This is a genomic window from Streptomyces cyaneofuscatus, from assembly GCF_000718135.1.
Classification (GTDB): domain Bacteria; phylum Actinomycetota; class Actinomycetes; order Streptomycetales; family Streptomycetaceae; genus Streptomyces; species Streptomyces cyaneofuscatus.
Window position 1 is genome coordinate 208,887 of the sequence record NZ_JOEM01000007.1, and the last position, 24,933, is coordinate 233,819.

Here is a 24,933-nt window from a genome sequence, read left to right on the forward strand (position 1 = left end):
TCACTGGAGTCGCCGGATGTCACCCCGCACCCGGTAGAAGCCGCCGGCCGCCGCGTGCAGGGCGTCCACGACGTACCGCGCGCCGGGCTCCCGTATCGCGCGGGGGAACTGGACGTTCCAGGAGGTGTCGTAGCCTCCGGAGACCACATGCACCCGGATGCGGCCGCCGGTGTCCTGGACACACTCCACGACGACCGATCCGGCGGGGGCGTGGGTGACGGTGGTGACCGCGGCGACGGCCGTGGCGGGCGCGTAGGTCGGCAGCGCCGCCGCCAGCTTCACGTCACGGGGCGCGGGCACCGTGCCCTCCTGGGCCGCGGAGATGGCCGCCTCGCTCGCGTCCACGCAGACCAGCGAGCCGTCCGTCGTCACCAGGTAGAGCCGCCCGTCGCGGTACTGCATGGACAGCGCCGACCCGCCGCCCGTACCGAGCTTCCACAGGCGCGTGCCGTCCTGGTCGAAGCAGTACACGGAGGACGAGGCGTCGCCCGCGAAGACGAACCGCCCGCCGGGCGAGGTGGCGCACGAGTAGACCGCGCTGTCGCAGGCGTACGTGGCCTCGATCGCGCCGCTCGACTTCGCCAGCCGCTGGACCACCCGGTGCGCCGTCCCCGCGTACACCGCGTCGTCCTCCTGCCAGCCGAACAGGACGCCACCGCGGGTGGGCGTGTGCCACAACTCGCCGCCGCCGTCCGGGGCGTAGGCGGTGACGCCGCGGTGGTGGCCGTGGTAGACCCCCCGGTCGTCGGCGCGGACCATCCAGGCGTGCTCGCCCTGGCTGCGGCGCGCCCACTGGTGCTCGTCCTCGTGGTCGATGACGGTCAGCCGGCCGTCCCGGTCCGAGACGTTCAGCACGCCCTCGTGGATGTCCAGCCAGAAGATGTCGACGTCCGCCGCGATGTCGTACGCCGCGAACGGCAGCTTGGAGGAGAGGTCGTAGACCCGGCCGTCGTCACAGCCCGCGTAGATCCAGAAGTCGTCGGCGACCAGGCACTTCACGCCGTCGGGGAGGCTGAAGCGGGCGAGGACGGCGCCGTCGTGGTCCAGGGTGTAGACATCGCCCGCCTGGTTGCCGACCCAGCACCGCTCGTCGTCGACGTGGATGCCGAACGCGGAGGAGCCGGTGCGGAAGCGCCACAGCACGGGGGCGACGGCGCGCGCCGTGGAGGGGGCCGATGTCACCTGGCGGCGGGTCACGGCCCGGGGCGCGCGTTGCCCGGGGACGGCCGGGGCGTACCCCTTGCGGACCTTCTCCCCCACCTTCTTCGCGGCCGCCGCCTGCGCCTTGGCGACCGTGGCGAACGTCGATGTCTGGACCTGTCCGGCGGCACCGATCCGCCCGTAGCGCACGGTCACCACGAGGCCGTCGACGGTCACCTCGTAGAACTTGTGCGCACCTGCGCCTTCCTGTGACAGCTCCAGATACGTCGTCGTCGGCACGGTGGTGGACGCGGTAGACATGGCAGACCCCTCCCCAGGGCGGACCCGCGGCCGTTCCGGCGGGTCTCACTGCTCACACCGTAGGAGAAGGCACTGACAACGCCCGTCGCCGCCCTTCCCGTACGGGAGCGGCGGCGACGGTCATGTGGGTGTGCGGGCTCCTCCCCCGGCGGGCTACCAGTAGTGGCGCCTTCCGCCCACCGCGCGGCCCGTCGCGCCCAGGACCCAGAGCACCAGACCGATGGCCACGAGAATGATGCCGATGGTCCAGAGGATGGAAATGCCGGCGATCAGACCGATCACCAGCAGAATGACACCGAGGACAATCATGGAGCCCTCCAAACAATGCCGACTACCTTCGAGTATGCGCCTCATAAAGGTTTTCCGTCGATTTGGACGGTCGGCTTCGCGTGGACCTTCCGGATGCGGGTAGCAGAGAGCCCAAGCCGTACCCGAGGGAAAGCAAGGTGGTCGCGCATGTCCTCCTCCATCGTCGAGACCGTCGACATCCAGGCGCCGGTCGCCGTCACCTGGGCGCTGTGGAGCGATGTCACCCAGTGGCCGAAGTTCCTGAGCCATGTGCAACGGGTGGACCCGCTGGACGAGCGGCGTTTCGCCTGGCAGCTGTCGCTGCCCGGGGCGGACAAGGGGTTCGTCGCGGAGCTGACCGAGGTGGTGCCCGAGAACCGCATCGCCTGGAAGACGACCGAAGGCGTCCATCACGCCGGGGTGGTCACCTTCCACCGGCTAGACGACCGTTCCAGCCGGGTCGCGCTCCAGATCGAATACGATCCCCAGGGATTCGTGGAACACCTGGGGGCCCTCACCAACCTCGATTCGGCGCTCGCCAACTACGATCTCGGGGAATTCCAGAAACTGGCCGAGCTGACGGCGTCCGGCGGAACTCCCGAAGCCCGCTGACCTGAGTTCGTGCGGGCTCTCCCCTCCTGCCTGCACGAATCGCCGAGGTCCCACCGGTTCACCTGCCGGTGGGGCCTCGGCTCTGCTCACGGCCGGATCAGCTGGGCGTCTTCCAGCGGCGACGGCCCTTGGCCGCCGCGACCAGGGCGGGAACCGTGCCGAGCTTGACGCGCGGGCGGCCGTGCTCCCGGCCACGGGCCGTCTCCGCCCGGTCGATGGCGGCCAGCCCCCGGGCGTCGACGACGTCACCGCCACGGCTGCGGACGAGGCGGCGGAACGCCGTGGACGGGCGGGCCGGAGCGGGCAGGGCGCCCGCCACGGCGTCGGCCAGCAGCGTTCCGACGGTCTCAGCCGCGCAGGTGCGGTTGGCGCCGATGCCGCCCGAAGGGCCGCGCTTGATCCAGCCGACGACGTACGTCCCGGCCATACCGCTCACCCGTCCCCCCTCGTGCGGTACGGTCCCTGACGCCTCGTCGAAGGGCAGACCCGGCACGGCCACCCCCCGGTAGCCGACCGCCCGCAGCAGCAGGCCCGCCGGGATGTCCCGCTCACCCGGCCCCGACGTCACGCGCACCGCCGTGACGTGGTCCTCGCCCAGAGCCTCCATGGGGGCGGAGTGGAAGCGGAAGACGATGCGCCGGCCGGGTTCCGGCGGCCGCGTCCAGTCCACCTCCCGGCGCTCCACGTCCCGCAGCAGCGCCGCCTTCCCGCCCGGGGCCGCCGCGTCGATCGCGGCGCCGGTCCTGGGGTCGTGGTCGTCGACGACCAGGCCGACACCCGGCAGGTGCTTCAGGGCGAGCAGCTCGGAGGCTGTACAGGCCGCGTCCTCGGGGCCGCGCCGCCCCAGCAGGACCACCTCACGGACCCTCGATCCCCGCAGCGCCGCGAGCGCGTGGTCGGCGATGTCGGTGGCGGCCAGTGCGTCCGGGTCCGCGACCAGGATGCGCGCCACGTCGAGGGCGACGTTGCCGTTGCCGACGACGACCACGCGTTCCGCGTTCAGACGGACGGATTCGGGCGCCACCTCCGGGTGGGCGTTGTACCAGGAGACGAACGAGGTGGCCGAGGCGCTGCCGGGCAGGTCCTCCCCCGGAATGCCGAGCCGGCGGTCGGTGGAGGCGCCGACCGCGTAGATCACCGCGTCGTGGTGGGCGGAGAGCTCCTGGGCCGTGATGTCCTTGCCGACCTCGACGCCCAGGTGCATCCGTACCCGGGGGTGGGAGTGGAACCGGGCGAAGGTCTCGCCGACCTTCTTCGTCGCCGGGTGGTCGGGCGCCACGCCGTAACGGATGAGGCCGCCCGCCACCGGCAGCCGGTCGACCAGGGTCACCTCGGCGTCGGTGTGCAGGAGCAGGTCCTCGGCGGCGTACATGCCGGCCGGTCCGGTGCCGACGACCGCCACCCGGATCGGGGCGAAGTCGGCGGGCAGGCTGCGCTCGAAGGTGGGCTCGCCCCAGACGTGGAAGTTCGGTCCGGCGGGGGCGGGTTCGGGCTCCCGGTCGGTGAAGTAGGCCGCGTTGATGGCGGCGTACTCCTTCTGCGCTCCGAAGAGTCTGTCCACCGGGAAGATCGCGTCGACCGGGCAGGCGTCGGCGCAGGCCCCGCAGTCGATGCAGGTCTGCGGGTCGACGTAGAGCATCTCGGTGGATCCGAACTCCCGCTCCTCGGGGGTCGGATGGATGCAGTTGACGGGGCAGACGGCGACGCAGGTGGCGTCGGAGCAGCAGGTCTGGGTGATGGCGTAGGTCATCTCGTCGTCTCGGGTCGTGGTCGGGGATCGACGGCGTGGATCATCGGCTGCGGTCTCCGGCGCGGGCCGTCCGCTCCAGGCACCGGCCCGGGGCGCCGGGCCCGGATCAGATCAGCGAGGCGCGCCTGTAGAAGAACAGCGCGGGCTTCGTCAGCAGCCGGGCGGAGGCGAGGAACTCCATCAGCCCCGAACAGCTTGAGCGCATCAGCGACTTGTGGTGCTCGTTGGCCTTCGCCTCGGCGCGGGCCCGCCGCGCGTCCAGACCGGCGTTGGTGTACACGTCGCGGTTCACCATGCTGGTGACGATGTAGTACGAGGCGATCGCCACCACGACCGCGTTGAGCTGTCGGCGTACCGCGCCCGCGCCCCGGAGCCGTTTGCGGGTCTCGTCGCGGGCGAACTTCATGTGCCGCGACTCCTCCACGACATGGATGTTGTTGATGGTGCGGACGAAGGGCGCGACCCGCTCGTCCCGCATCCAGTCACGCTGCATCACGTCGAGGACTTCCTCGGCCACGAGTATCGCCGCGTAGGCGGCCTCGCCGAAGGCCAGGGTCTTGAAGGCGCGGCCCAGTTCCACCACGGGGCGGCGCGGCCGGTAGGCCGGTGCGCCCAGCTTCGCGGCGCCCCGGGCGAACATGATCGAGTGGCGGCACTCGTCGGCGACCTCGGTGAGCGCCCACTGGAACCGGGGGTCGGTCGGGTCCTTGGCGTACATGTCGCGGAGCACCATCTGCTGGAGGATCATCTCGAACCAGATGCCCGTGCTGGCGACGGACGCCGCCTCCTGACGGGTGAGCGCCTTGCGCTGGGCGTCGGTCAACTCGTTCCAGTACGCGGTGCCGTAGAGCGTGGACCACTCGGGGCTCGCGCCGTGGTGGTCCGGGTCGAGCGGGGTCTCCCAGTCCACCTCGGTGGCCGGGTCGTACGAGAGTTTGGCGGACGAGTCGAGCAGGCGTCGGGCGACGTCCTGCTCGGCGAGCCGGTCCTGGTCCTCCGGCCGAACGGTGCTGCTTGACATGGTGCGGCTCCTTGACTCGCGAGATCGGCCCGGCGCCGCCCGGCCTGTCCCCCATCGCGTTCCCGCCCGATGAGTTCGATGGCCGCCGAGCGCCGCCCGCTTGTTAGACGCGGCGTCTAGCAAGCTTATTAGACGCAAGGTATAGCAAGAGGGGAGTGCGGGCCTAGACCCGTGCGGGGAATCTGTACGAGCTCTCCACCATCCGGCGCGGAGCGGCGGCCTGAGTACGGCTACTCATGCCCGGTTCGCGGGCGCGGCCTACCGTCGCGGGATGACTGCACACCCGACAGGACGGTCGCACCCCTACGGCAGGAGGCGGCTCTCCTGCTGCCTGTTCTTCGCGGTTCTGCCGGTCGCCTGGTTCGCCGCCGCGCCCGTGCTGCCGGAGCAGGTCTTCTGGTTCCCCTTCTGGCTGGGAGCCGTGGTCTGGAACGGAACGGATGGCCAGGGCGGGATAAGTCACCTGTTCAACTGACGGGAGCGAGCGGACGGGGTTCCCGGAGTACGCCGGTGTCCGGCACCCGGCCCCGCAGCGGGGGCGTGCCGCGCAGGCTCCGGGTAGCGTCGGTAGCGGGCCCAGGGAGGCGTGACGATGCAGGACCGCGGGGAGCAGACCGTTCAGCGGATCATCGAGGCCGCCGGGGTGATCATCGCCCGGGACGGCTACGCAGGCGCGACGACACCGGAGATCCAGCGTCTCGCCCAGGTCTCGCGCGGCGGGTTCTACCACCACTTCGACTCCAAGGAACAGCTCGGCGACGCGATCCTGGCCCACCAGAACACCTACTTCCAGCAGGTCGCCGAGCAGACGGCGTCAGGCCCGGTTCCCGAGTTCTGGCTCCAGGCCCTGATCGACATCAGCCACCACTACACCGCCGGCCTCCTGGAGGACCCCGTCCTGCGGGCCGCCGTACGCCTCAGCATCGAACCGGGCCCCTACCAGACCGCCGAGAGCTACGCGGGCCCGCTGGGGGCCGTCACCGCCGTCCTCGAATCCGCCCGCGAGGCCGGTGAACTCCAGGACCACGTGGAACCCGTGGAGGCCTCCCGGACCATCGTGGGCTGCTACAGCGGGGTGCAGATGCTCTCCCTCGCCCTGGCCGAGCGGGACGGTCTGCACCAGCAGGTCAGCGCCATGTGGTCCCTCACCATGCCCGGCCTCGCCCGCGCGGCCGTCCTCACCCGGCTGCGCCTGGGCGCGCCACGCCCGTCAGATGCGGCCCGGCGGCGCTGAGACCCGGGCCGAGCGCCCCGGCGGGGAGGGGAGTTACGTCACCGGGGCGGGCCGGACCTCGTCACGCAAGGGAGATACGCCTTCGGGCCCGGCCGGACCTCGTCACGCGGGGACCGGGGCGTCGGCGTCGGGGCCGCCGTCCGGGGCAGGTTCCGGGTCCGGCTCCCGTTCCTCCTGCTCCGGCCCCTCCTGCGGATCGCTGAGCTGTTCGCGGAGGTAGTTCCAGATCACGGCGATCAGCGCGGCCACCGGGACCGCGAGCAGGCTCCCCACGACACCGGCCAGGCTGCCGCCGAGCGTCACCGCCAGCAGGACCACCGCGGCGTGCAGGCCGAGTCCACGGCTCTGGATCATGGGCTGGAAGACGTTGCCCTCCAACTGCTGCACCGCGATGATGATCGCCAGCACGATCAGCGCGTCCGTCAGTCCGTTGGAGACCAGCGCGATGAGCACCGCGACGAAACCGGCGAAGACCGCGCCGACGATCGGCACGAACGCGGAGACGAACGTCAGCACCGCCAGCGGGAGCACCAGGGGCACATCCAGGATCCACAGGCCGATGCCGATGAGGACGGCGTCGAGCAGGCCCACGAACGCCTGGGACCGCACGAACGAACCGAGCGTGTTCCAGCAGCGCTCGGCCACGACGGGGACGTCGGTGGCGAGGCGGCCGGGCAGCTGGCGGCGGAGCCACGGGAGGAAGCGCGGGCCGTCCTTCAGGAAGAAGAACATGAGGAAGAGGGCCAGGATCGCGGTGATCAGGCCGCTGAAGACGGTACTCACCCCGGTGACCGCCGTGTTGACGACACTGCCCGCGCTGTTCTCGATGCGGTCGACAGCGGCGTCGAAGGCGCCCGTGATCTGGGCGTCACTGATGTTCAGCGGCGGCCCCGCGGCCCAGTCGCGCAGCCTGCCGATGCCTTCGACGACACCGTCGGCCAGCTCGCCGGACTGCGAGGCGACCGGGACCGCGATGAGCGCGATGACGCCGCTGCCGACCAGGAGGAACATCACGGTCACCAGTGCGGCGGCCGGTGCGGGCCGCCATCCGTGGTTGCGCAGGAAGCGGGCGAAGGGCCAGGTCAGTGTGGTGAGGAGCAGACCCACTATGAGGGGCCACACCACCGACCACGTCCGCCCCAGCAGCCACAGGGTGACGGTGGCCAACAACAGGACCAGCAGCAGTTCGAGCGAGACGCGTGCCGATCTGCGGAGCGCGGCCGCGGTCTTTTCTGAGCTCAACGAGGCAGACATGGGAGCCACCTTATGAGTGCTCCGGCCTCTCCCCCGCATCGGCGTCCGGCCGGGGTGCCGGGCGCGCCCCCCGGCGCCTGCCCGGAACAGGTCCGAGGGGCAGCACCGTGCGGTGCTGCCCCTCGGACCCCCGGGCCGGCCTCAGCTCTGCGGGCGCTTGCCGTGGTTGGCGCCGTTCTTGCGGCGGGCCTTCTTCTTACGACGTCGCTTCGAGGACATTCGAACCCTCCTCTTCCTCTGCTCGGTTGGGCACACATGGTCCGCCGGACCGTCGGGTCCGGTGGTGAGGAAGACCGCTCCTCGCCCCTACCGTCACAAACTCGGGCCGCGGCCGCAAACCGCCGCCCCGCCGTTCGAACTCACTTGAACAGGCTCTCGCCGAAGTCCTCGGCGCAGCGGTCCTCTTCGGCCGAGCTGTTCGCGCTCTGCATGCAGTCCTCGAAGTCCTGGAACGACCCGGAGTTCACGACGGATATGCCGATGATGAGGACGATGGCCGAGCCGATCAGCCCGAGTGCGCCGAGGACGGCACCGGCGATCGCCATGCCCTTGCGCGGGGCCCTCCCCTGGCGGGCACGGAGCGCACCGAGGATGCCGAACACCAGCGCGAGCAGGCCGAGAAGGAGCCCGCCGACGACCGTCCAGAAGAAGAGGCAGGCGAGCAGACCCAGGACGAGAGCGGTGACCGCGAAGCCGTTGCTCCTCGCGGGTTCCGGAGCGCCGTACTGCGCCCCGTACTGCGCTTGGTCCGCGTTCGGCTGCTGAGGGTAACTGGGCATGGACATCGGATACGAACTCCTTACCAAAAGTTGTCCTGTCCATATGCCCCAGAAGACCCTCCGTATGCAAATCCGATCTATCCTCACCGGTTCCGGATCAGGTCTTCGAACACCGCCGGAACTCCGCCGCCAGGTGGTGCTGCAACGGCTGCGCGACCGCCGCGAGGTCGTGGACGAAGGTGAGGGTGTCCTCCCCGGTCAGGGTGTAGCGGCGGCGGGTGGCGTCGACCTGCTTGGCGGTAGGGGCGAGCGCCACTTCATGGGTGGCGAGGTCGACGGTGCCGTCACCGGCCCGGCCGACGGCGATCTCCGCGATGCCGGTGGGCTGGGTGATCAGCGCTTCCACCCGCCCTTCCGGCTGGAGCCGCCACCAGCCGCTCTCCCGGGCCGAGGGCCGCAGCGGACGCCCGTCCGCGTCGACCAGCCAGGCGCGCGACGCGTAGTGGAGGAAGGGGCGTCCGTCATGGCTGAAGGTGATCTCCTGCGCGTAGGCGAACTCCTCGTCGAGCGTCGGGTATCCGCCCCGCCCGCTCCCCGCCCAGGTGCCGAGCAGCCCGAGCACCGGGGTGACGAGCGGGTGCGGTGCCGGTGCTTCGTCGGGCCGGAAGGCGTCGGGGTACGGGTGGCGCGGGGCGGGGTCGGACATGGGGCGTGCTCCTAGGTCGCTGCCGGTACTGATGCCGGTGGCAGCCTAGGGGCATTGCCCTGCGTGGCGCGGGTGGCGTGCGTGGCGCGGGCGGCCTGGGTGACTCAAGCCGGATCGGCCGCCATGCTCTCCTTCAGGCTCCGGGGCCGCAGGTCGGTCCAGTTCTGCTCCACGTAGTCGAGGCAGGCCTGGCGGGTGGCCTCGGGGTGCGCCACGGTCCAGCCGCCAGGCACCTCCGCGAACGAGGGCCACAGGGAGTGCTGTCCCTCGTCGTTGACGAGCACCAGGTAGGTGCCGTTCTCGTCCTCGAACGGGTTGGTCACCGATCCTCCTTGAACTCAGACCTAGAGCATAGGTAAGGCTACCTTTACTTCGACGACTGCGACTCTACCCACCACACCCTCGGGCGACCCGTCGAATCCCGCAACTCACCTGGGCGACAGGGAGGTTGCCGTCACAGTCCCAGGTCGCTGAGGCGCGCCTCGTACCGGATGGTGAGGTCTTCCTCGTCGCCGACCGGGTTGTCCCAGAGGGCCACCAGCTCGGCGCGCACGACGTCGGGCAGGGCCTCGTACCGCTCGTTCCAGCTGTCGGCGTCCGGGATCCAGTAGCCGACGACCTTGAACCGGGTGGCGGGCAGCCCCAGCTCCTTGCGGAGGTAACGGCGTACGGTGCGCAGCGCGTTGGTCTCACCGGCGACCCAGATGTAGCCGCCGGTCATGTCCGTGCCGGGCGGGATCGCGGCGCTCACCAGCTCGGCCAGCCGGCTGGCATCGTGGCCGTTGCCGCCGTAGGTCCACGTGACCTTGGTGCCGGGCAGCGGCTGGACGGCTTCGGGGCCGGGGAGTTCGACGACCACGCGGGTGGCGACCCCGTCCGGGGTGTTCTCCAGGAGGCGCGCCACGGCGGGCAGCCCGGTCTGGTCGGCGATCAGCACCTGCCAGGCCAGGTCGTCCGGCGGGCTGTAGAGGCCGGTCGGGTCGTTCACCCCGAGCACGTCCCCGGGCTGCGCGCCGGCCACCCAGGTCGAGGCCACCCCGTGGTCGTGCAGCACGAAGTCGACGTCGATCTCCCGGCTCTCCGGGCGCGCCGCCCGCACGGTGTACGTACGCATCGGGGCGACGGGGCGGCCGTCCGGGGTCTCCCAGCCCTTCTCGGTGGTGACGGGCAGGGAGAGGTCCGAGCGGTCAGGGCCGTGCGGGAAGAACAGGCGTATGTACTCGTCGCCGACCCCGGTGGACTCGAAGCCGGCGAGCCCTTCGCCGTGGAGCGTGACGCGGGTCATCGTCGCGGTGAGCGGCTGGACTCGGGCGACGACGGCTCGGTGGATCGTCATGGACATGGCCCCTTCGTACGAAGTTTCCGGATCTACTTAGGCCAGCCTAACCTTCCAAGGAGGGTTGTTCGATACCGCGTCGGGTTCACGGCCCCGCCCGGGTGCGGTATCAGCAGATCCGCGGCAGTTGCTCACCGAGGGGCATGTCCACCACCCGGGTTCCGCCGAGGCCGGTGGCGGCCACGACCATGCCGGGGTGGTCCTCGACGCAGGTCCCGATCCGTACCGACTCCTTGCCGAGCGGGTGGGCGCGCATCGCCTCCAGGACGGTGTCGGCGTGGTCGGGGGGTACGAAGGCGACGAGCTTGCCCTCGTTGGCGACGTACAGGGGGTCGAGGCCGAGGAAGGAGCAGGCGTTGGCGACGGTGTCGGGGACGGCGAGGGACCGCGTACGGCCTCGGTGAATCCGACGCCGATCGACTCGTCGGGGACGTCGAACTGCTCCCAGGTCTGGGTGCGTCCGGCGCGGACCTCCTCCATCGCCTGCTCGGCGAAGTGAAGGGCGGCGGCGGCCGCGTACGCCTGGGAGTAGGTGCGGGCCCGGTTGCGTTCGATGGCGTTGGACCACTGCGGGATCGTCCACTCCAGGGACATCTCCGGCTTGGTCATGGTGCGCGGGAGGTTGATCCGGACGCTGTGGCCGGTGGCCTTGATGTAGCCGATGTCGACCAGTCCGGACAGGGCCGTGGACCAGAGGCGGGCGATGGGGCCGCCGCCGGTGTCCAGGGCGAAGTTGTCGGCGCCCTGGACGGGGCCGCACTCGTAGTCGATGAGGGGCCAGTGGACCGCGACCTTGGGCAGGCCGGGCAGGGCGCCGAGCGCGAGTTCCTCGATGCTCGGCTGGGTGGCGGCGGTGAGGGACACAGAGTCCCCGTCGCAGCTCAGACCCGCGTTGATCCAGAGGATGTGAACGGTCGGGTCTTCCTGAGGTGTGTCCATCACGTCCGTGTCGGCCGTGGTGGCGGTCGGGGCATCCATGGGCCCTCCTCGGGTCGGCCCGCTTCACGAACTTCTTGCCGGCAGCCTCTTTCCTGGATACCGCGCGCGTCCCGGCCGGTAAGTGCGCGGTGGCCCTATTGCCGCCCCGCACCCCCTGCGTACGCGGACATGCCGACGGCCCCCGCCGCGGTTCGCGGACGGGGGCCGTCGGGCGTACGTCAGGGTCAGGATTCGGTGAGGACCGCGTCGATCTCGCGGAGGAAGTCCGGCAGGTCGTCGGGGTTCCGCGATGTGATCAGCGGCCAGCCGCCCTCGTCGTCGCGGACCACCGACTTGTCGACCCAGGAGCCGCCGGCGTTGGTGATGTCGGTCTTGAGGGACGCGTACGAGGTCAGGGTCTTGCCCTGGACGTAGCCGCCCTCGATGAGCGCCCACGGGCCGTGGCAGATGGCCGCGACGGGCCGGCCGGAGGCCGCGAACGAGCTGACGATCCGGGTGGAGGCGTCCTGCAGGCGCAGGGTGTCGGCGTTGAGCGTGCCGCCCGGGACGAGCAGGAGGTCGTACGCGGCGGGGTCGACGTCCGCCAGGGTGAGGTCGGGCCGCACCGTGTCACCGGGTTCCTTGTCGCCCACGAGGGTGCGGATCTCGTCGTCGGAGACCGCCGCCACGCTGACCTGGGCCCCGTGGTCGCGCAGATGCTTCACGGGGACGACGAGCTCGTCCTGCTCGACCCCGTAGTTGGTGACGATCGCCAGGATCCGGCGGTTGCCGAGATCGGTGGTGGCCATGTGCTGCTCCTTTCCTCACAGGTCCTGCGGTTTTCCTCGAAGGTCATGCGGTCGTGTCGCCGGCGTTCTTCTCATCCCGCCGTGATGCGGACGCATTCCGCGACGGTGTCGCGGAGGCTTCCGGTCCGCTCCAGGATCTCGCGCTGGACCCTGGCCCCGTTGCCGCGCCGCTCCAGGGCCGCAAGCGCCTTCTGCGCGGCCTTGAGGTCGCCGCTGTCCTCCAGGGCGTCCCGCACATGGGCCACGAGCGCCTGGAGCACGTCGGCCGCGGGCTCGGGCCGCAGGGTGCGGGGGTGGATCAGCCGGTCCTCCAGACCCGAACGGGCCGCCTGCCAGGACGCCACCCGCAGCAGGGACACCTCGGTGTCCAGGGGAGGCTGCCCGGCCCGCCACTCCCGCGCCGCGGTCTCCACCAGCGCCCGCACCAGCGTGGCCAGCAGCACCGTGTCCGCCGGGTCCAGGCAGACGTCGGCGATCCTGACTTCCACTGTGGGGTAGTTGGCCGAAAGGCGCGCGTCGAAGTAGACCATCCCCTCGTCCTTGAGCACGCCGGTGCCGACGAGGGCCTTCACCTGCTCGTGGTAGCGCTCGGCGGAGCCGTGGAGCTCCACCGGCCCGGCCGAGGGCCACCTGCCCCAGACCCGGGCGCGGTAGCTCGCGTACTGGGTGTCCTGCGCCTGCCAGAAGGGGGAGTTTGCGCTCAGGCCGAGCAGGACCGGCAGCCAGCCGCGGATCCGGTCGAGCACGGCGACGCCCTCCTCGTCCGACTCGACCGAGACGTGTACGTGGCATCCGCAGGTCAGCTGCTCCTGGGCGGTCAGCCCGTAGCGCTCCGCCATCCAGTCGTACCGCTCCCCCGTCCCGATCGTGGGGCTCACCGGCAGCGGCGAGGTCGCCAGGGCCGCGACCGAGGCCCCCACGTCGGCGGCGTGGCGGCTCGCCTCGGCGCGCCACCTCTGCACCGCGTCGGCGATCTCGTCCATCTCCCGGCAGGGATGCGTGGCGAACTCCAGCTGCTGGCGGTGCAGCTCCGGCTCGAAGGCCGACTCCCCCTCCGCGTCCCGCTCGGCGAGGGCCAGCACGGCCGTGGACAGGGCACGCGCCTCCCCGCTGTCCGGGTCGACCAGCAGCAATTCCTCTTCCACGCCCACGGTCCGCACCACAGCTCCCACCCCTTCGTTGTTCATCCGGCGATCAGGCAGAGAGGACGGAGTCGTCCTCGGGACGGGCACCCGGCAACCGGTGCCGGGCGGCGACCAGGGCGCTGTCGACATCGCCCGTGCCCGTCGAGACGCACAGGGTGTAGGCCACATCGTCCATGCGCTGCCGCGCCTCGGTGGAGCCGCTCTCCGCGTGCAGCAGGCGCAGGGCCTCGTACTGCTCGACCAGGTTGTGCAGCACGGTGGGGTGGGCCATCAGCATGCGGGGGGTCCTTCCGGGCGGGATTCTTCGTGTGAATGTCGTGTGCCCGGCTTGTGCTCTCGGGCACAGCCCCGAGTACCCCGACATGGGCGACCCATACCCCCGTGTGGGAAGTCTCCCCCGGCCCCGCCTCCGGTGAATCGATCGGCCCGCAAGGGGTACCCAGCAGGACGAACGACCCGCCCCCGGACTCTCCGGGGCAGCACGGAAGGACGCTCTCATGACCGACCGCAGGCCGGAAGGCACCGCCTACACCGGGGCTTCCGGCTCCCCGCCTCCCGTACCGGCGGACATGCCGGACCAGCAGACCCAGGAGGGCGAGGACGCCCTCGACATACCGATCCCGGAGCGGGTCGCCCGCGAGAGCGGCGACCGGCCCGACCCGGACGAGGCGGGTTCCGGCAAGGACGAGCCGCGCAACGCCGGTGCGCACCCCGAGGAGCACCCGACGCCGGACGAGTCCACGGGTTAGGCGGCCGTCGCGGACGGAACAGACGTAAGGCCTGTGCCCCCGGTCCGGGAAAGGACCGGGGGCACAGGCCTTACGTGCACATCAGCTCAGTGGTGTCCGCGCGCCGTGCTCGACGCGCCCCCGAAGAGGCGGGCGAGGGCCCGGAAGGGCAGCGTGACCACGGTGGCGATGGCTCCTCCGACGGACCGCAGCACATCGGCGATGGCCTTCAGCATGGGATGTCCTTCCTGCTCGTCCCGGAAGCTCAGCGAGCTCCGGGGTCAACGGCTCGGACATCCCGGGTACCCGGCATGCGCCCCGCAAACCGGACCGGACCGGTCCGATCCGTTCGGGACCGGCCCCGGACGCCCTCGGCCCCCAGGACGCGGGCGTCCTGGGGGCCGAGGGGTCGTTCAACCCGGATCAGGCGGTGGTGATGTTCTCCGCCTGCGGGCCCTTCTGGCCCTGGGTGATGTCGAAGGTCACCGCCTGGCCTTCCTGGAGCTCACGGAAGCCGGTGGAGTTGATGTTGGAGTAGTGCGCGAAGACGTCGGGGCCGCCGCCGTCCTGCGCGATGAAGCCGAAGCCCTTTTCCGAGTTGAACCACTTGACGGTTCCGCTGGCCATGCCTGTACCTCTCAGCAGTAAACGGATCCGCACCGCGCGGACCCGGAGGTGATCGCCCTGGTTCTCAGGCACTGCACAGCAAAACGCCCGCGCCAGGCGCGGGCAGGTACTGCGAACCACGACATCTTCCGGCGACGCTACACGGCGGGATCACTCCTCACCAGAGAGCAACGCCATTTTGGTGTGGATCTTCCTCCGGGCAGGTGGCTCGAACCCCACCGACTGCGCCCCGTTCAGGGCCCGTCGGCACCCCGGGCGACACTCCGCGCCCAGAGCACCAGCGGCAGCTGGAGGGGCAGCCTGGCCAGGGCCGCGGCCCGCTGCGGCCGGGGCCGGCCTCGCCAGTCCACGGCCATCTGCACATTGGCCGGAAACACCCCGACGAAGAAGCCCGCGGTCGCCCGGGCCGCGGCGCCCCGCGTCCTGGGGTGCGCGATCCCCGCGGCCAGGGCGAGTTCGACCACTCCGCTCGCGTACGTCCAGGTTCGGGGCTCGCCGGGCAGGATCCGGGGCACGGTGGCGTCGAACGCCTTCGGGACGGCGAAGTGGAGCACCCCGGCTCCCGCCATGAGTCCGGCGAGCAGCAGGGGGGAACGCGTCCGGGAGGACATGAGGGCTCCTTACGTCGACGAGTGAACCGGGAACATGACTTACTTGCGAGTAAGTTACTGGCTCCCGGCGCCCTTCGTCCCCTCACCACGGGATCTCACTGCTGGATGAACCGGGGCAGCCACCGCGCCTGGTAGTCCGGGTGCCCGGCGTACTCGGCGGCGAGCTGCCGTACGGCGAAGCCCAGGCCCACCGCCCGGCCGGAGCGGAAGTCCTGGGCCGGGCGGTCGGTGTCCAGCTCGGCGACCTCGACGTACTCGCCGAGCAGCACCCGGTGCGTCTCGATGCGCTCCAGGGTGCGGGCGGGGTCCTGCAGGGCGATGTGATGGTCGAAGCCGCTGTCCCGCACGGTGAACGCGACGCCGCCTCTGCGGTCGTGGACCTCTCCGGGCACATCCGCCGGGCACCGCCATCGGTCCCCGCCGGCAGCCAGGGCGACCTGTTCCTCATCGGCGAGACGCGCCCGGACGAAGGCCACCATGTCTGCGTTGCCGGCCATTTGGATGCTGCTCCCTCGTGTTCATGGATCACTGCGGTGATACGGGGAGCATTGTGGTGGACCGGGGCGGCGCGATCCACCACGGCAGGCGGTGCGGTCAGTCCGCGGTCTCGCCGGTGCCCCTGGCGGCGAGGTCGGTGAGCACCTGGTGGAGGGGTTCGGTGAGCCGGCGGCGGTACTCCTGCACGGCCCAGCCGTTGCCGTCCGGGTCCGTGAAGTACATGAACGTGGCCCCGTCCTCGGGGGCGTACCGCTGGGGCTCGGAGACCTCCACCCCGCGGGCGACGAGCTCCGCGTGGGCGGCGTCGATGTCGGTGACGCAGAGCTGGAGGCCGTGGTACGTGCCCGGTTGCGGGTCCCCCGTCGGGTTCGGGATGCCGTCGGTCAGGGCGATCGAGCAGCCCGAGCCGGGCGGGGTGAGCTGGACGACGCGCGCCCCCGGCATCACCTCGCCGTCGATGTCGACGTGGAAGCCGATCTTGTCCCGGTAGAAGTCACGGGCCCGGTCCAGGTCGGTCACGGGGAGCACGATCACTTCAAGGGTCCAGTCCATGGCTGTGGGGGCCTTTCGCTGTGTCGGGGGGTGTGCCGGAGGATGTGCCGGAGGTGTCGGACGTTTCGCCGGTCCCGTTGGCGGCCGTCCCGTCGGGGGCGGTTCCCTCCCGGGCTGTCTTGCCGGCGGCCGTCCCGTCAGGGGCCGTCACCCCGGGGGTCGCGCCGCCCTGGAGCCGGGCCAGGTCGGAGGCGCGGACCTGGATGACCAGCAGGGCGACCAGCGCGGCGAAGACGGCGAAGCAGGCCGCCACGACGAAGGCGCTGGAGACGCCCGCGGTGAGGACCTCGTCCCCCCAGGGCGGTGGCAGCTCCCCGGTCCTGCGGAACTGGAGCAGCTGGGCCGGGGTGGCCTGTTCCACGAAGCGCGGCACCTGGTCGGTGGCCTCGTTGCGGCTGGCCGTGCCGAACATCGTCACCAGGATGGAGAGCCCCAGGGAGCCGCCCACCTGCTGGGTGGCGTTGAGGACCCCGGAGGCCGCGCCGGCCTCCTTCGGGGCGACGCCGGAGACCGCCATGAGGGTCAGCGAGACGAACTGCATGCCCATGCCCAGGCCGAAGACGAGCATCGGGCCGAGGATGGAGCCGAGGTACGTGCTGTGGACGTCGGTCAGCGTCAGCCAGCCGAGCCCGATGGCGGCCAGCAGGGCACCCGTGACCATGAAGGGTTTCGGCCCCCACCGGGGCAGCAGCTGGGAGGCGAAGCCCGCGCCGACCGCGATGATGACGCTGACCGGCAGGAAGGCGAGTCCGGCCCGCAGCGGGCTGAAGTCCAGCACGTTCTGCACGAAGAGCGTCAGGAAGAAGAACATCCCGAACATCGCCGCGGCGAGGCTCAGCATCATCGCGTAGGTCCCGGCGCGGTTGCGGTCGCGGAACATCCACAGCGGGGTGATCGGCTGCCGGGAGCGGCTCTCGATGAAGATGAACAGCGCCAGCAGGACGACCGCCGCCGCGAAGGAGCCGAGGGTGAGCGGGTCGCTCCAGCCGTCCTCGGAGGCGCGGATGAAACCGTAGACCAGCAGCACCATGCCGACGGTCGAGGTGAGGGCGCCGACGACGTCGAAGTGGCCCGGGTGGCGTTCGGACTCGCGGATGTAGCGGGGCGTGGCGAAGGCGATGAGCAGGCCGATGGGGACGTTCACGAACAGGACCCACCGCCAGTCCAGCCACTCGACGAGCACGCCGCCCGCCAGCAGCCCGATCGCGCTGCCGCCCGCAGAGACCGCGGCGAACACCCCGAACGCCCTGTTGCGTTCGGGGCCCTCGCGGAAGGTCGTGGTGATCAGCGACAGGGCGGTCGGCGAGGCGATGGCGCCGCCGACGCCCTGGAGCGCGCGGGCGGCAAGCAACTGCCAGGACTCCTGGGAGAGTCCGCCGAGCAGCGAGGCGAGCACGAAGAGCAGCACACCGAAGATGAAGACGCGGCGGCGGCCGAGGATGTCACCGAGCCGCCCGCCGAGCAGCAGCAGTCCGCCGAAGGTCAGCGTATAGGCGTTGACCACCCAGGACAGGTTCTCGGTGGAGAAGCCCAGGGACTTCTGCATGTGCGGGAGGGCGATGTTGACGATGGTGATGTCGAGGACCACCATCAGCTGGCACGAGGCGATGACGAGGAGTGCCAGTCCGCTGCCCCGGCCCTGCTGATCGGGCCGGGTGGTCCTGCCGGGTGTCGCGTGGGAGCCCGTCATGGGTGGGTTCGTCTCTCGTTCCGAGGGCGCTGCGCCCCGTCGGGGGCGGTCGGTCTTCCGTCGGCCGGATGAACGCGGGCGTTCACCCGACCGACGTTATGACGGAACCGGGAGCCTCGCCATTCGATCACCCGAGGGGCGGGGCCGCCCTACTGGAGCGCGCGGACCGCCGTACGGAAGAGGGCGGGTGCGCGGTGGGCCGCCGCGACGATCATCCGGCGCGATACGGGGTGGCCCGCGGCGCCCAGCAGGGCCTGGGTCAGCAGCCGGTAGCGGCGCGTCGTCCTCGTCCACCGCGCCGGGTACTCCTCGGGCCGCTCGGCGGCCAGGCAGCCGACCGCCGCCGTCGCGGTGGCGACGGCGAGGGCGATGCCCTCCCCGGTCAGCGCGTCGGTGTAGCCCGCCGCGTCGCCGACCAGCAGGACGCGGCCGGCCCGTGGCGCCGACGCCCGCTGCCGGAGCGGACCCGCCCCGCGTACGGGGGTGGCGTGCGGGCCGAGCCGGGCGGCGAGGGCCGGGAAGCCGGCCAGGTGCTCGTCGTAGGGGCGGCGGTCGCGGCTGAGGACGGCGACGCCCACCAGGTGCTCGCCGACGGGGGTCACGTACGCCTCCGCCTCCGGTGACCAGTGGACCTCGACCAGGTCCGTCCAGGGGGCGGTGCGGTAGTGGCGGCGGAGCCCGTAGCGGCCGGGCCCGGGGGCGGGGTGGTCCAGGCCGAGGGTGCGGCGCAGCGGCGAGTGGAGGCCGTCGGCGGCGATGAGCCAGCGCGCGGTGAGCCCGGCGGCGGTGACGGTCCGCCCGTCCTGGCGAACCTCGCGGACCTTGCCCTCCACGATGCGTACGCCGAGGGCCTGGGCCCGCTCGTGGAGGGCCGCGTGCAGGTCGGTGCGCCGTACGCCGAGCCCGTACGCGTCCCGGAACGCCGCCTCCGCGCTGCGCCGCCCGTCGGTGTACCGGATGCCGCGCAGGGGGTGCCCGGCCGGGTGGACGCCGAGGCGGTGGAGGGCCGCGAGGCCGCCGGGCATGATGCCCTCGCCGCAGGCCTTGTCGACGGGGGCGGGGCGGGGTTCGACGACCACCGCCTCCAGGCCCGCCCGGGCGGCCTGGATCGCGGCGGCCAGTCCCGCCGGTCCGCCGCCCGCGACCAGGATGTCGATCACGCCCGTGCTTCCGCCACCGGGAGGCGGGTCAGCGCCTCGTCCTCGCAGCGGATCCGGACGGCCATGAGGACGGCGTTGAGCAGGGTGAAGACCGCCGCGGTCACCCACGCCCCGTGGACGAGGGGCAGGGCGATGCCTTCGGCGGCGACGGCGACGTAGTTGGGGTGGCGCAGCCACCGGTAGGGGCCGCCGGTGACCAGGGGCAGGCCGGGGACGACGATGACGCGGGTGTTCCAGCGGGGCCCGAGCGTGGTGATGCACCACCAGCGCAGCGCCTGCGCCGCGACGACGACGGCCGCCATGGTCCAGCCGAGGGCGGGAAGGAAGGGGCGGGTCGCGTAGTGGACCTCGGCCAGGCACCCGGCCAGCAGGGCGGTGTGCAGGACGACCATCGCCGGGTAGTGGCCGCTGCCCGCCTCGGTGGAGCCACGGGCCAGGCTCCAGCGGGTGTTGCGGCGGGCGACGACGAGTTCGGCGAGGCGTTCGGCGGCGACGCCGAGCACCAGCGCGGTGTACCAGATCATGGGCCGTGCCTTCCTACCAGCGCAGCAGCACCAGTTCGCAGCAGAAGCCCGGGCCCATGGCCAGCAGGAGCCCGGGGGTGCCCGGTTCGGGGCGGCGGTGCTCGATGGTGTCCCGCAGGACGTGCAGGACCGAGGCGGAGGACAGGTTGCCGACGTCGGCCAGCGAGCGCCAGGTGACGTCCAGCGCGCCCTCGCGCAGGTCGAGGACCTCGGTGACGGCTTCCAGGACCTTGGGGCCACCCGGGTGGCAGACCCAGTGGGCGATGTCCTTCGGCTTGAGGCCGTGTTCGTCGAGGAACTCCCGTACGTCGTCGGCGAGGTACTGGCGTACGACGTCGGGCACGGCCGGATCGAGGACCACGCTGAATCCGGTGGAGCCGATGGACCAGCCCATCACGTGCTCGGTCTCCGGGTACATCCGGCTGCGGGTGGCCACGATCTCCGGCCCGGCGACGGCCCGCCGCCCGCCGAGCGCGACCACCGCGGCCGCCCCGTCGCCGAACAGGGCGGTGGCCACCAGGTTGGCGGGGGTCGCGTCCTGACGCTGGAAGGTGAGCGAGCAGAGCTCGACCGAGAGCAGCACGGCGACGTCGTCGGGCCGGCCGAGCAGATAGTCGTGGACCCGGGCCACCCCGGCCGCTCCGGCGACACAGCCGAGGCCGAAGACCGGCAGCCGCTTCACATCGGAGCGCAGGCCGAGGCGGGCCACCAGCCGGGCGTCGACGGAGGGGGCGGCGAGGCCGGTGACGGAGGTGAACATCAGCAGGTCCACGTCGGTGGGGCGCAGCCCGGCCGCGCGCAGGGCGCCGCGTACGGCCTGGCCGCCGAGGTCGACGGCCGAACGGATGAACACGTCGTTGGCCGCGCCGAAGCCGTTCAGGTCGCGGTAGCTCTCCAGCGGCAGCACGGTGTGGCGGGTGCGGACGCGGGCGTTCTCGTGGAGCCGGTCCAGGACGCGGCGGTCGGTGCCGGGCGGCAGACAGGTGTCGGCCACCATGTCGGTGACCTCTCGCTGGGTGTGGCGGTGAGGCGGCAGGGCTCCGTGGACCGCGGCGATCCGGGTCATTGCGGCTCCTGCATCGGGGACGTCATTGCCCCATCCTGACCGGAAGGTCCGGTGAATCCCGGTAAGGGAACCGCGCGGCCACCGTGTTGACGGGCCCACAGGTCTCTACGATCGCCCGATGGATGCCACGGACGGGATGCGGACGGCCACGGCGGCGGCCCGGTGGCCGGGCCGCGCGGCGGGTCTTGCGCTCGCCTGCCATCCGGGTCCCGTGGTCGCGGTCACCGCGCTCGCCTGCGCCCTGGCCGTCGGGGCGGGCCTCTCCCCGGCGCGGCTCGCCCTGGTCGGGGTGGCGGTGCTGACCGGGCAGCTCTCGGTGGGCTGGTGCAACGACGCGTACGACGCGGGGCGCGACGCCCGGGCCGGCCGCCGGGGGAAGCCGGTCGCGGACGGCGCGGTCTCCGTGCGCGCGGCGTGGGGTGCGGCGGCGGTCGCGGTCGCCCTGTGCGTCCCGCTCTCCCTGGCCTGCGGCTTTCTCGCCGGTACGGTGCACCTGGCCGCGGTCGCCGCCGCCTGGCTCTACAACCTGAGGCTGAAGGCGACGGTGCTCTCCTGGGTGCCGTACGCGGCCGGATTCGCCGCGCTCCCCTCGCTCGTGACGCTCAGCCTGCCCGACGCGCCCTGGCCCCGGTGGTGGACGGTCACCGCCGGGGCACTGCTGGGGTGCGCGGCCCATCTGGGCGACACCCTCCCGGACATCGCGGCGGACCGGGCCGCCGGTATCCGAGGGCTGCCGCACCGGCTCGGCGCCCGGGGGACCCGGCTGCTGCTGCCGGTGCCACTCCTCGCGGCCACGGGCGTCCTGGTGCTCGGCCCGCCGGGTCCGGTGGACGCGGGGTCTCTGGCCGTACTCGTCCTGGCCGGTGCGGCGGCGCTGCTGGGGCCGGTGCTCGGCCGGTGGTGGCACAAGGCCGCGCTGGCCGGGGCGGTGGCCGTGGCGGCGGCGGACCTGGCACTGCTCCTGGCGCGCGGCACAGCGCTGTCCTGAACCCATCACCGCCCAGCGTCTCCTGCCGGTGCGTCACTTCACACGCCCTCATGACGTGAGCATGCGAGAACCGTTGACAAATCAGAAACAGACCAGAAATCTATCAACTGCTGTTTGCAAAACATTGACTGCATGGCTCAAATACCGTGGAAGCAGAGGACAGCATGAGATGGAAACGGCTCAGCGAACGATCGATCACCGGCCTGCTCATAGCGGGGCTCGTCACCGTCGGCCTGCTTCCCGTCCAGGCGGCAGCGACTGAGGCGACCGACCTGGCCCGGGGCAAGACCGTCACGGCCAGCGGATCGCATGGCGGCTTCCCCGTCGTCAACGCCAACGACGGCCAGGTGAACACCTACTGGGAGTCGAACGGGCACCCCTCGAACCTCACGGTGAAGCTGGGCGCCGACGCGGACCTCCAGTCCGTGGTGATCAAGCTGAACCCGGACCCGATCTGGGGCACCAGGACCCAGGAGTTCCAGGTGCTCGGCCGGACCCAGAGCGGCACCGGCTTCACCTCGCTCAAGTCCCGCGCCGGCTATGTGTTCAACCCGGCCACCAACCAGAACACCGTGACGGTCCCGGTCAGCGGCCGGGCCGCCGACCTCCAGCTGCAGTTCTTCTCCAACACCGGGGCGCCCGGCGCCCAGGTCGCCGAGATCCAGATCCTGGGGACGCCCGCGCCCAACCCGGACCTGACCGTGAGCGCCCTGTCCTGGAGCCCTTCGGCGCCTTCTGAGACGGACAACATCACGGTCCAGGGGACCGTACGCAACGCCGGTACGGCCGCCTCTGCGGCGACCACCGTCGATGTGAGCCTGGGCGGCGTGGTCGTGGGCAGTGCCCCGGTCGGCCCGCTGGCCGCAGGAGCCTCGGCCCAGGTCTCCGTCCCGGTCGGCAAGCGGCCGCAGGGCTCGTACACCGTCTCGGCGCTGGTGGACCCGACCGACACCATCATCGAGTCGGACAACACCAACAACAGCCGCACCACCGCATCCCCGCTGGTGGTCGGCCAGAGCCCCGGCCCCGACCTGGAGGCCCGCTCCATCACCTCCAGCCCGTCCAACCCGGCCGTCGGCGCGGCGGTCAGCTTCACCGTCGCCGTGCACAACCGCGGCACCAGCGCGGTGAGCGCGGGCACCGTCACCCGGCTGACGGTGGGCTCCACCACGCTCAACGGCACGACCCCGGCCGTCCCGGCGGGCGCCACGGTGAACGTGCCCATCGGCGGCACCTGGACGGCGGCGAGCGGCGGAGCCACCCTGACCGCCACGGCCGACGCGACGAACCTGGTCGCGGAGACCAGCGAGACCAACAACGTCCTGGCCCGCTCCATCGTCGTCGGGCGCGGCGCGGCGGTGCCGTACACGGAGTACGAGGCGGAGGACGCCGCGTACCAGGGCACCCTGCTGACCTCGGACGCCAAGCGGACCTTCGGCCACACCAACTTCGCCACGGAGTCCTCGGGCCGCAAGTCGGTTCGTCTCAACTCCACCGGTGAGTACGTGGAGTTCACCTCGACCAACGCGTCGAACTCCATCGTCGTCCGCAACTCCATCCCGGACGCGGCGGGCGGCGGCGGCCGCCAGGCGACCATCAGCCTCTACGCGAACGGCCAGTTCGTCCGCAAGCTCGACCTCTCCTCCAAGCACAGCTGGCTGTACGGCAACACCGACAGCCCGGAGGGGCTCACCAACACGCCGGGCGGCGACGCGCGGCGGCTGTTCGACGAGTCGCACGCGCTGCTCGCCCAGACCTACCCGGCGGGCACCAAGTTCCGCCTCCAGCGGGACTCCGGTGACAACGCCGCGTTCTACATCATCGACCTGATCGACCTGGAGCAGGTCGCCCCGCCCACCGCCCAGCCCTCGGGCTGCGTCTCCATCACGCAGTACGGCGCGGTGGCGAACGACGGGATCGACGACACCGCCGCCATCCAGCGCGCGGTGACGGCCAACCAGAACGGCCAGATCGGCTGCGTCTGGATCCCGGCGGGCCAGTGGCGCCAGGAGCAGAAGATCCTCACCGACGACCCGCTGGACCGGGGCCAGTGGAACCAGGTGGGCATCCGTGATGTGACGATCCGGGGCGCGGGCATGTGGCACTCCCAGCTCTACACGCTGACCCCGCCGCACGAGGCCGGCGGGATCAACCACCCGCACGAGGGCAACTTCGGTTTCGACATCGACGAGAACACGAAAATTTCCGACATCGCGATCTTCGGCTCCGGCACGATCCGCGGCGGTGACGGCAACCACGAGGGCGGCGTCGCGCTCAACGGGCGGTTCGGCAAAAACACGAAGATCAGCAACGTCTGGATCGAGCACGCCAACGTGGGCGTCTGGGCGGGCCGCGACTACGACAACATCCAGTCCCTCTGGAACCCGGGCGACGGCGTCGAGTTCACCGGGATGCGGATCCGCAACACCTACGCCGACGGCATCAACTTCGCCAACGGCACCCGCAATTCGACCGTGTACAACTCCTCGTTCCGCAACACCGGCGACGACGCCCTCGCCGTCTGGTCCAGCAAGTACGTCAAGGACCAGGCCGTCGACATCGGCCACGACAACAGCTTCCGCAACAACACCATCCAGCTGCCGTGGCGGGCCAACGGCATCGCGATCTACGGCGGTTACGGCAACAAGATCGAGAACAACATCATCGCCGACACCATGAACTACCCGGCCATCATGCTGGCGACCGACCACGATCCGCTGCCCTTCTCCGGGCAGACGCTGATCGCCAACAACGCGCTGTACCGCACCGGCGGAGCCTTCTGGAACGAGGACCAGGAGTTCGGCGCGATCACCCTCTTCCCGCAGAACCTGCCCATCCCCGGCGTCACGATCCGCGACACCGACATCATCGACTCCACTTACGACGGCATCCAGTTCAAGACGGGTGGCGGCCTGATGCCGGACGTGAAGATCCAGAACGTCCGGATCGACAAGTCCAACAACGGCTCCGGCATCCTCGCGATGGGCGGCGCGCGCGGCAACGCGACGCTGACCAATGTGACGATCACCAACTCGCGTGACGGCCATGTGCTGATCGAGCCCGGCTCGCAGTTCACGATCAGCGGCAGCCCGACCGCCGCACGCGCCAAGCGGTAGTCCCCTTCTGTACGTTGCCGGGCCGGCGGTCGTCCGCCGGTCCGGCAACGCCCTTTCAAGGCCCGAATTCACCGCTTCACGCCTCTGGGAAGTGCGAGGTCCGGCCGCTACCCTCCGCGC

At 71.4% G+C, this 24,933-nt stretch carries 29 protein-coding genes and 1 pseudogene; 6 read left to right on the plus strand and 24 right to left on the minus strand.

The features are described from left to right. The gene (locus IF17_RS0113495; RefSeq protein ID WP_030565466.1) at positions 1–1,461 is read right to left on the minus strand and encodes a WGR domain-containing protein; all 1,461 of its coding nucleotides are present in this window, start codon (positions 1,459–1,461) and stop codon (positions 1–3) included. A 153-nt stretch (positions 1,462–1,614) separates the two neighbouring features. Next, complete coding sequence (locus IF17_RS1000000139270) at positions 1,615–1,770, minus strand: DUF6131 family protein (RefSeq protein ID WP_015613097.1); 156 nt, start codon at positions 1,768–1,770, stop codon at positions 1,615–1,617. Positions 1,771–1,917: 147 nt separating this feature from the next. Between IF17_RS1000000139270 and IF17_RS0113505 the strand changes: the two genes are divergently transcribed. Then, positions 1,918–2,361 (plus strand): SRPBCC family protein, encoded by a 444-nt coding sequence (locus IF17_RS0113505; RefSeq protein ID WP_030565468.1) that lies wholly within the window; start codon positions 1,918–1,920, stop codon positions 2,359–2,361. 97 nt (positions 2,362–2,458) lie between these two features. Here the strand turns inward: IF17_RS0113505 and IF17_RS0113510 are convergent, their stop codons facing one another. Both IF17_RS0113510 and IF17_RS0113515 read right to left on the minus strand, forming a co-directional pair. Beyond that, on the minus strand, positions 2,459–4,111 hold the full coding sequence (locus IF17_RS0113510; RefSeq protein ID WP_030565470.1) for an FAD-dependent oxidoreductase: 1,653 nt from the start codon (positions 4,109–4,111) through the stop codon (positions 2,459–2,461). Positions 4,112–4,217: 106 nt separating this feature from the next. Next, positions 4,218–5,132: an AurF N-oxygenase family protein gene (locus IF17_RS0113515; protein ID WP_030565472.1), complete on the minus strand. Its 915-nt coding sequence runs from the start codon at positions 5,130–5,132 to the stop codon at positions 4,218–4,220. 271 nt (positions 5,133–5,403) lie between these two features. Here IF17_RS0113515 and IF17_RS1000000137750 point away from each other — a divergent pair, with 271 nt between their 5' ends. Together IF17_RS1000000137750 and IF17_RS0113520 are read left to right on the plus strand one after the other, a co-directional pair. Continuing rightward, on the plus strand, positions 5,404–5,607 hold the full coding sequence (locus IF17_RS1000000137750; protein ID WP_076968241.1) for a hypothetical protein: 204 nt from the start codon (positions 5,404–5,406) through the stop codon (positions 5,605–5,607). 117 nt (positions 5,608–5,724) lie between these two features. After that, on the plus strand, positions 5,725–6,366 hold the full coding sequence (locus tag IF17_RS0113520; protein ID WP_030565474.1) for a ScbR family autoregulator-binding transcription factor: 642 nt from the start codon (positions 5,725–5,727) through the stop codon (positions 6,364–6,366). Positions 6,367–6,468: 102 nt separating this feature from the next. On the opposite strand, the gene IF17_RS0113525 is transcribed toward IF17_RS0113520, so the two are convergent. From IF17_RS0113525 to IF17_RS0113580, 11 genes and pseudogenes are all read right to left on the minus strand, one after another. Continuing rightward, positions 6,469–7,620, minus strand: coding sequence for an AI-2E family transporter (locus IF17_RS0113525; RefSeq protein WP_030565477.1), 1,152 nt, complete (start codon positions 7,618–7,620; stop codon positions 6,469–6,471). A gap of 141 nt (positions 7,621–7,761) precedes the next feature. Next, positions 7,762–7,839, minus strand: a complete 78-nt coding sequence (locus IF17_RS1000000140375) for a 50S ribosomal protein bL37 (RefSeq protein ID WP_370454205.1) — start codon at positions 7,837–7,839, stop codon at positions 7,762–7,764. A 140-nt stretch (positions 7,840–7,979) separates the two neighbouring features. Then, on the minus strand, positions 7,980–8,405 hold the full coding sequence (locus IF17_RS0113530; protein WP_030565478.1) for a DUF4190 domain-containing protein: 426 nt from the start codon (positions 8,403–8,405) through the stop codon (positions 7,980–7,982). 91 nt (positions 8,406–8,496) lie between these two features. Further along, on the minus strand, positions 8,497–9,045 hold the full coding sequence (locus IF17_RS0113535; protein WP_030565480.1) for a nitrobindin family protein: 549 nt from the start codon (positions 9,043–9,045) through the stop codon (positions 8,497–8,499). Positions 9,046–9,149: 104 nt separating this feature from the next. Beyond that, the gene (locus tag IF17_RS0113540; protein ID WP_030565482.1) at positions 9,150–9,368 is read right to left on the minus strand and encodes an MbtH family protein; all 219 of its coding nucleotides are present in this window, start codon (positions 9,366–9,368) and stop codon (positions 9,150–9,152) included. Between the two features lie 131 nt (positions 9,369–9,499). Further along, entirely contained in the window at positions 9,500–10,381 is an 882-nt protein-coding gene (locus IF17_RS0113545; RefSeq protein WP_030565484.1) for a siderophore-interacting protein, read from the minus strand. A gap of 109 nt (positions 10,382–10,490) precedes the next feature. Beyond that, positions 10,491–11,141 (minus strand): AIR synthase-related protein, encoded by a 651-nt coding sequence (locus IF17_RS1000000140380; RefSeq protein WP_425315168.1) that lies wholly within the window; start codon positions 11,139–11,141, stop codon positions 10,491–10,493. Continuing rightward, positions 11,111–11,359, minus strand: a pseudogene (locus IF17_RS1000000139470) (hydrogenase expression protein HypE); the annotation flags it as partial. The pseudogene IF17_RS1000000139470 and the gene IF17_RS1000000140380, both read right to left, overlap by 31 nt. 185 nt (positions 11,360–11,544) lie before the next feature. Continuing rightward, positions 11,545–12,108 (minus strand): type 1 glutamine amidotransferase domain-containing protein, encoded by a 564-nt coding sequence (locus tag IF17_RS0113570; protein WP_030565489.1) that lies wholly within the window; start codon positions 12,106–12,108, stop codon positions 11,545–11,547. Between the two features lie 71 nt (positions 12,109–12,179). Next, the gene (locus IF17_RS0113575; protein ID WP_030565491.1) at positions 12,180–13,295 is read right to left on the minus strand and encodes a glutamate--cysteine ligase 2; all 1,116 of its coding nucleotides are present in this window, start codon (positions 13,293–13,295) and stop codon (positions 12,180–12,182) included. 7 nt (positions 13,296–13,302) lie between these two features. Continuing rightward, positions 13,303–13,530, minus strand: coding sequence for a DUF5133 domain-containing protein (locus IF17_RS0113580; protein WP_030565493.1), 228 nt, complete (start codon positions 13,528–13,530; stop codon positions 13,303–13,305). 220 nt (positions 13,531–13,750) lie between these two features. Between IF17_RS0113580 and IF17_RS0113585 the strand changes: the two genes are divergently transcribed. Then, a complete protein-coding gene (locus IF17_RS0113585) occupies positions 13,751–14,002 on the plus strand; it encodes a hypothetical protein (protein ID WP_030565496.1) in 252 nt (83 codons plus the stop codon). Positions 14,003–14,088: 86 nt separating this feature from the next. Here the strand turns inward: IF17_RS0113585 and IF17_RS1000000140115 are convergent, their stop codons facing one another. The 9 genes from IF17_RS1000000140115 to IF17_RS0113630 form a co-directional block, all read right to left on the minus strand. Beyond that, the gene (locus IF17_RS1000000140115) at positions 14,089–14,217 is read right to left on the minus strand and encodes an LPFR motif small protein (protein ID WP_018512899.1); all 129 of its coding nucleotides are present in this window, start codon (positions 14,215–14,217) and stop codon (positions 14,089–14,091) included. Positions 14,218–14,404: 187 nt separating this feature from the next. Beyond that, on the minus strand, positions 14,405–14,608 hold the full coding sequence (locus tag IF17_RS0113595) for a cold-shock protein (protein ID WP_003964323.1): 204 nt from the start codon (positions 14,606–14,608) through the stop codon (positions 14,405–14,407). Positions 14,609–14,841: 233 nt separating this feature from the next. Continuing rightward, positions 14,842–15,219, minus strand: a complete 378-nt coding sequence (locus IF17_RS0113600) for a DoxX family protein (RefSeq protein ID WP_030565498.1) — start codon at positions 15,217–15,219, stop codon at positions 14,842–14,844. A 95-nt stretch (positions 15,220–15,314) separates the two neighbouring features. Further along, positions 15,315–15,716 (minus strand): DUF6221 family protein, encoded by a 402-nt coding sequence (locus tag IF17_RS0113605; RefSeq protein WP_030565500.1) that lies wholly within the window; start codon positions 15,714–15,716, stop codon positions 15,315–15,317. Between the two features lie 97 nt (positions 15,717–15,813). Beyond that, positions 15,814–16,269, minus strand: a complete 456-nt coding sequence (locus IF17_RS0113610) for a VOC family protein (protein ID WP_030565502.1) — start codon at positions 16,267–16,269, stop codon at positions 15,814–15,816. Further along, positions 16,253–17,959, minus strand: coding sequence for an MFS transporter (locus IF17_RS0113615; RefSeq protein WP_030565503.1), 1,707 nt, complete (start codon positions 17,957–17,959; stop codon positions 16,253–16,255). The genes IF17_RS0113610 and IF17_RS0113615 overlap by 17 nt, the downstream gene beginning before the upstream one ends. A gap of 149 nt (positions 17,960–18,108) precedes the next feature. Then, a complete protein-coding gene (locus IF17_RS0113620) occupies positions 18,109–19,119 on the minus strand; it encodes an NAD(P)/FAD-dependent oxidoreductase (protein ID WP_030565505.1) in 1,011 nt (336 codons plus the stop codon). Further along, positions 19,116–19,643, minus strand: coding sequence for an isoprenylcysteine carboxyl methyltransferase family protein (locus tag IF17_RS0113625; RefSeq protein ID WP_030565507.1), 528 nt, complete (start codon positions 19,641–19,643; stop codon positions 19,116–19,118). The genes IF17_RS0113620 and IF17_RS0113625 overlap by 4 nt, the downstream gene beginning before the upstream one ends. Positions 19,644–19,656: 13 nt before the next feature. Next, positions 19,657–20,709 (minus strand): type III polyketide synthase, encoded by a 1,053-nt coding sequence (locus IF17_RS0113630; protein WP_030565508.1) that lies wholly within the window; start codon positions 20,707–20,709, stop codon positions 19,657–19,659. 118 nt (positions 20,710–20,827) lie between these two features. On the opposite strand from IF17_RS0113630, the gene IF17_RS0113635 reads away from it, so the two are divergent. Both IF17_RS0113635 and IF17_RS0113640 read left to right on the plus strand, forming a co-directional pair. Further along, positions 20,828–21,697, plus strand: coding sequence for a UbiA family prenyltransferase (locus tag IF17_RS0113635; RefSeq protein WP_030565510.1), 870 nt, complete (start codon positions 20,828–20,830; stop codon positions 21,695–21,697). A 164-nt stretch (positions 21,698–21,861) separates the two neighbouring features. Further along, the gene (locus IF17_RS0113640; RefSeq protein WP_030565512.1) at positions 21,862–24,813 is read left to right on the plus strand and encodes a CARDB domain-containing protein; all 2,952 of its coding nucleotides are present in this window, start codon (positions 21,862–21,864) and stop codon (positions 24,811–24,813) included. Positions 24,814–24,933: the final 120 nt, after the last annotated feature.

Coding starts and splice junctions, on each gene's coding strand:
- IF17_RS0113530 (WP_030565478.1), bottom strand. CDS start 8,405: ATGTCCATGCCCAGTTACCCTCAGCAGCCGAACGCGGACCAAGCGCAG.
- IF17_RS0113580 (WP_030565493.1), bottom strand. CDS start 13,530: ATGCTGATGGCCCACCCCACCGTGCTGCACAACCTGGTCGAGCAGTAC.
- IF17_RS0113525 (WP_030565477.1), bottom strand. CDS start 7,620: ATGTCTGCCTCGTTGAGCTCAGAAAAGACCGCGGCCGCGCTCCGCAGA.
- IF17_RS0113515 (WP_030565472.1), bottom strand. CDS start 5,132: ATGTCAAGCAGCACCGTTCGGCCGGAGGACCAGGACCGGCTCGCCGAG.
- IF17_RS1000000139270 (WP_015613097.1), bottom strand. CDS start 1,770: ATGATTGTCCTCGGTGTCATTCTGCTGGTGATCGGTCTGATCGCCGGC.
- IF17_RS0113595 (WP_003964323.1), bottom strand. CDS start 14,608: ATGGCCAGCGGAACCGTCAAGTGGTTCAACTCGGAAAAGGGCTTCGGC.
- IF17_RS1000000140115 (WP_018512899.1), bottom strand. CDS start 14,217: ATGCTGAAGGCCATCGCCGATGTGCTGCGGTCCGTCGGAGGAGCCATC.
- IF17_RS0113615 (WP_030565503.1), bottom strand. CDS start 17,959: ATGACGGGCTCCCACGCGACACCCGGCAGGACCACCCGGCCCGATCAG.
- IF17_RS0113570 (WP_030565489.1), bottom strand. CDS start 12,108: ATGGCCACCACCGATCTCGGCAACCGCCGGATCCTGGCGATCGTCACC.
- IF17_RS0113545 (WP_030565484.1), bottom strand. CDS start 10,381: ATGACGATCCACCGAGCCGTCGTCGCCCGAGTCCAGCCGCTCACCGCG.
- IF17_RS1000000137750 (WP_076968241.1), top strand. CDS start 5,404: ATGACTGCACACCCGACAGGACGGTCGCACCCCTACGGCAGGAGGCGG.
- IF17_RS0113630 (WP_030565508.1), bottom strand. CDS start 20,709: ATGACCCGGATCGCCGCGGTCCACGGAGCCCTGCCGCCTCACCGCCAC.
- IF17_RS0113585 (WP_030565496.1), top strand. CDS start 13,751: ATGACCGACCGCAGGCCGGAAGGCACCGCCTACACCGGGGCTTCCGGC.
- IF17_RS0113495 (WP_030565466.1), bottom strand. CDS start 1,461: ATGTCTACCGCGTCCACCACCGTGCCGACGACGACGTATCTGGAGCTG.
- IF17_RS0113520 (WP_030565474.1), top strand. CDS start 5,725: ATGCAGGACCGCGGGGAGCAGACCGTTCAGCGGATCATCGAGGCCGCC.
- IF17_RS0113635 (WP_030565510.1), top strand. CDS start 20,828: ATGGATGCCACGGACGGGATGCGGACGGCCACGGCGGCGGCCCGGTGG.
- IF17_RS1000000140375 (WP_370454205.1), bottom strand. CDS start 7,839: ATGTCCTCGAAGCGACGTCGTAAGAAGAAGGCCCGCCGCAAGAACGGC.
- IF17_RS0113505 (WP_030565468.1), top strand. CDS start 1,918: ATGTCCTCCTCCATCGTCGAGACCGTCGACATCCAGGCGCCGGTCGCC.
- IF17_RS0113535 (WP_030565480.1), bottom strand. CDS start 9,045: ATGTCCGACCCCGCCCCGCGCCACCCGTACCCCGACGCCTTCCGGCCC.
- IF17_RS0113625 (WP_030565507.1), bottom strand. CDS start 19,643: ATGATCTGGTACACCGCGCTGGTGCTCGGCGTCGCCGCCGAACGCCTC.
- IF17_RS0113610 (WP_030565502.1), bottom strand. CDS start 16,269: ATGGACTGGACCCTTGAAGTGATCGTGCTCCCCGTGACCGACCTGGAC.
- IF17_RS0113605 (WP_030565500.1), bottom strand. CDS start 15,716: ATGGCCGGCAACGCAGACATGGTGGCCTTCGTCCGGGCGCGTCTCGCC.
- IF17_RS0113640 (WP_030565512.1), top strand. CDS start 21,862: ATGAGATGGAAACGGCTCAGCGAACGATCGATCACCGGCCTGCTCATA.
- IF17_RS0113510 (WP_030565470.1), bottom strand. CDS start 4,111: ATGACCTACGCCATCACCCAGACCTGCTGCTCCGACGCCACCTGCGTC.
- IF17_RS0113600 (WP_030565498.1), bottom strand. CDS start 15,219: ATGTCCTCCCGGACGCGTTCCCCCCTGCTGCTCGCCGGACTCATGGCG.
- IF17_RS0113575 (WP_030565491.1), bottom strand. CDS start 13,295: ATGAACAACGAAGGGGTGGGAGCTGTGGTGCGGACCGTGGGCGTGGAA.